We start from the raw sequence: 3,773 nt of genomic DNA, 5'->3' as shown, positions 1-3,773 counted from the left end.
ATGGAGTACCATAGGCACAAAGAATTGGGGATAGCGCTCAGCTTTGCTCAGACCAATAGATTGAAAAAATTCTAGAAGCTCATGTTCTTTATAACAGATAAACTCTCGTGTATTTCCTTCCAATCCTTTCTTGAACTTAAATAGATAGGGGGCAATAGCATTTACGCTCCTGACTGTAGGATAGTCTAGGATTACTGCTTGCTTTGCTACTCGATTTAGTTCTGTTAAAAAAGACTGCCATTGAGTCACATGAGCCAAGAATCGATAGCTGATCACAACATCAAACGCTCCGTCTGGGTAAGGGAGATCCAAAACATTGCCCACCTTGAAGGAACAAAGATTAGCATCAAGAAAATTCTGAATCCTCCCCTTACAGACATCCGCACTACCAAGCACAGTGAGTTGATAACCATTTTGAATCAGAGCCCCTGTGAGTTGACCATGTCCTCCTCCCACATCAAGGATGGTGGCTTTAGGATAAGGAGTTAGCATTTTCAAGGTTGCGTCTTCCTGGACTTTCAGTAGCCAAGCCCCAATTTCCCCGGCAAAACGGGAGGCATAATCCTCAGAAGATGTTTCGATATCGGCTGTTTCGGTAAAATCACCTGTAGACACCACTGTTAAATTCCTTTAGTCATTTGTTTAGTTTTAATTGCTATTTTTTTTAGACTGAATTGCTAATTGGTTACGAATAAATCGCCAGGGGTTTTCTAGAGAACCATAGGCCTGAATAGGTGTCAGGGGATTGAGTAGCATTTCCTTGATATCTTTTCCTGGTTCTTCATTACTCAAGGAACCCTGGATAGTAAATCCAAAACTTCCAGGACGACAAGATTCAGAAGCCAAAGGAAGTGGATCGCTTCCTGGTAATATCCGCCATCCTTTTTTCTCTGCTTGTTTGAACAAAACTGGTCGTGACCAGAATACAGGACGTCCACCATTGTCTCCTAGAAAAAGCTTGGGAAAATTCTTGTCTTCCAAGAGCTTATGTAACAGTTTTCCCCGATGTCCGATCCATTTACCAACTCCCCAGGGCAGTATAGGGATTGCCCCAGCGGCAAGGATTTCTTTAATCGTTACGTCTAAGGGTAAACCATCTTCAAGGTTTTGGTCAGTGATCAACGCTAATACTTCCAGGTTTTCCGCTGTCACAATTTGGCGACCAGCAATTAAGAACATTCCTTGCCCTAAGGCGTTACAGGTATATAAGGATAAATCTTCCTGGGTACGGTGGAACATCCAAGGTTTTCCCTGGCTTACCCTAGACTGATTATTGTTTTGAGCTAAATCAGCTAACTTTTTATACCATTTTTGATGCTCTATTTCTGTCAACAATAATACAGCCTGAAAATTTTCTCTATCACCTGCCTGACCAGAAAATCGCTGGAAATTTTCCCAAGCTGAGGTCAGCAGTTGATCGATATCAAAACAGTCATGAAGGTGAACGTGACCATCAATCAGGATTAATTGATGCTTTTGAGCGGTAGCTACCATGGATTTTTGTTAGAATCTCCCTGATTTCCATAAACTGCTGCTGCTTCAATCGCATTCAGCTAAAATCTTGCACCACAACCTCAAAGGATCTTCTGGGCTAAACTCACTGGACCGTTAAGGGTTTCAATTCCAATACTTTTGTCCTGAGTTAATGCACCTCCCATATTAAAAATGTGATTAACCTTGTCTAACTCTAGCTCTATTTGTGACCGACTCCATCCTAATTCCGCACCCATCACCTCAGCACAGATTCTGAGAGCCTCATTTCCGGGATGACCAGCACTACCCAGTTCTGTCCGCCGGAACACCACATCACCTAATGTTTGAGCCATTTCCTCAACAACCCCATGCAAGACTTCAGCTTTGAGTACAGCCAAATCATCAGTAGGTTTACAGGAGTGATCTGATACTCGCTCCAAATATAGCAGTACATCTTGATAGGCACTACCGTAGTTATACACGAGGCGGCGCATTACCTCCTGCCCCAGTCCATAGGGTTGCTTAAGGATTTCCGTCTGCAAAAACACTTCAAATTGTTCGATGTGTCCACCGTAAATTGGTGTAACTGATGACAGGGAGTTGGGAGGCTTTTGGCCCCATGACCGAAATACCTGGTCAACCACTTTCTCAGCCACATCTCTGGCAGTGGTATATTTCACCCCAACCACTGAGATCAATCCTGGCAATTCTTCTTTGGCATGATCGAAGAGTTGATAGTGTTTAGCCAGTTGTGGCAATCCTGTCTCAGTAATGCCAGTTCTAGGAAGCAAGCCACCATGGATGAAAGCTACATCTGCTTGGTTGAGTTTAACCGATGGCCATGCTTGGTTGATGTCATCGAGCAGGTCTTGAATATCCTGTTGGGTAATGTTTAAGTTATCCGGGTCTTGATCCCAAACAGCATAGGATGTACCTACCAGGGATTTACCACGCCAGGGCGCAATAAATAGTAAGCGAGACCCCTTGTTAACTATGGCATCGGAGTCACGATAGGAGTATGGCGTGGAAATACCCACAGCATAGGTTTGGCAGAGGGGACGGCGAATCACCAGGTTCATGGCTTTGGCAAGGGGAACTCTGGGTTGCTGCTGGGGTTGCTGCTGGGGTTGTTTCAGTAAACTCAATACCCGATTTGTCCATGGTCCGCTGGTGTTGACCACAGTCTTGGCGCGGATGTCGAATTGATTCCCACTTAACACATCTTGCCCCTGAATACCAGTGACCCGATTTCCAGCTTGCAGAAATCCAGTCACTTCTACGTAGTTAGCCACCACTGCCCCAGCTTGCTCAGCTGAGCGCAGAAAAGATAGGGTCAACCGTTCAGAGTTGTAGACCTGAGCATCATAAAAGACTGCTGCTCCAGTTAGCCCCTGGTGGGGAATTCCTGGAAGCAGCTGCTGACACTCTTGCTTAGAGATGACCCGACCATTGGATATGTGTTTTTGGGGATCGAGTTGGCGATTGCGATCGCAACTGATTAGGTCATTGATAGTAAGTGCCACAGATAGCACTTCTTTTCCCTTCATCCCATGGCCGTAGGTGGGAATCAACACTGGTAATGGATGAACTAAGTGAGGCGCAATCCGCATTAAACTGGTGCGTTCATGAATCGATTCACGCATCCGTTTCAGGTCAGCATGCTGGAGATACCGTAATCCCCCGTGGATGGTCTTCAAGCTGTTAGCAGAGGTAGCGCCACCGAAATCAGCTTTTTCCACCAAGGCAACTGACAATCCCCTGAGGCTTGCTTCCCAAGCTACGCAAGCTCCATAGATCCCACCACCGATGACTAATAGATCGTAAGAGTTTCTGGCTAACTCTACTAGGTTCCTTTTCATTAGTTGTCTGCTTAGGCTATATGCTCTACTAACTCGTGATGTAGCCAATCATAAAGACTGTTTAATTTTTCCCGAAAAGCTGCATAAGTATGCCTTTTCTCAATCAATTTCTTGCCAGCACTGCCCAGCCTCAGTCGTAGGGTTTCATCAGCGATCAGAGCAAGCATTCCCTTCGCGAAAGCTTTGGCATCTGGCCTCCTCAGCAGAGCAACCTGATTGTCTAGCAACTGGGTATGGGTTGGTAAATCTGTTGCTAACAATACTTTTCCACTATCGAGATAGGAGTAGAGTTTCATCGGGGTATTTTTACCCAAAATTCTCGGAGAGACTAAAATATCAGCCTGCTCCAAATAGATAGCCAGATGCTCAACTGGTTTCGGTCCTAAAAAATGGACATGTTTTTCCATCCCAAGACAGTGAGCCTTATTCGTGTATTTCCGA

At 45.1% G+C, this 3,773-nt stretch carries 4 protein-coding genes; all 4 read right to left on the bottom strand.

The window, feature by feature from the left end; genetic code table 11:
• On the bottom strand, positions 1-615 hold a 615-nt coding region (locus F6K37_RS34420), incomplete at its 3' end, for a class I SAM-dependent methyltransferase (RefSeq protein WP_287255289.1).
• Between the two features lie 33 nt (positions 616-648).
• A complete protein-coding gene (locus F6K37_RS34415; protein ID WP_008180947.1) occupies positions 649-1,494 on the bottom strand; it encodes a hypothetical protein in 846 nt (281 codons plus the stop codon).
• Positions 1,495-1,574: 80 nt separating this feature from the next.
• Positions 1,575-3,332 (bottom strand): glycerol-3-phosphate dehydrogenase/oxidase, encoded by a 1,758-nt coding sequence (locus F6K37_RS34410; RefSeq protein ID WP_008180946.1) that lies wholly within the window; start codon positions 3,330-3,332, stop codon positions 1,575-1,577.
• Between the two features lie 11 nt (positions 3,333-3,343).
• The coding region (locus tag F6K37_RS34405) for a glycosyltransferase (protein WP_287255285.1) at positions 3,344-3,773 on the bottom strand (430 nt) is incomplete at its 5' end.

The organism is Moorena sp. SIO4E2 (assembly GCF_010671945.1).
In the GTDB taxonomy this organism is placed as follows: domain Bacteria; phylum Cyanobacteriota; class Cyanobacteriia; order Cyanobacteriales; family Coleofasciculaceae; genus Moorena; species Moorena producens.
This window is presented reverse-complemented; position numbering and strand designations above follow the sequence as displayed.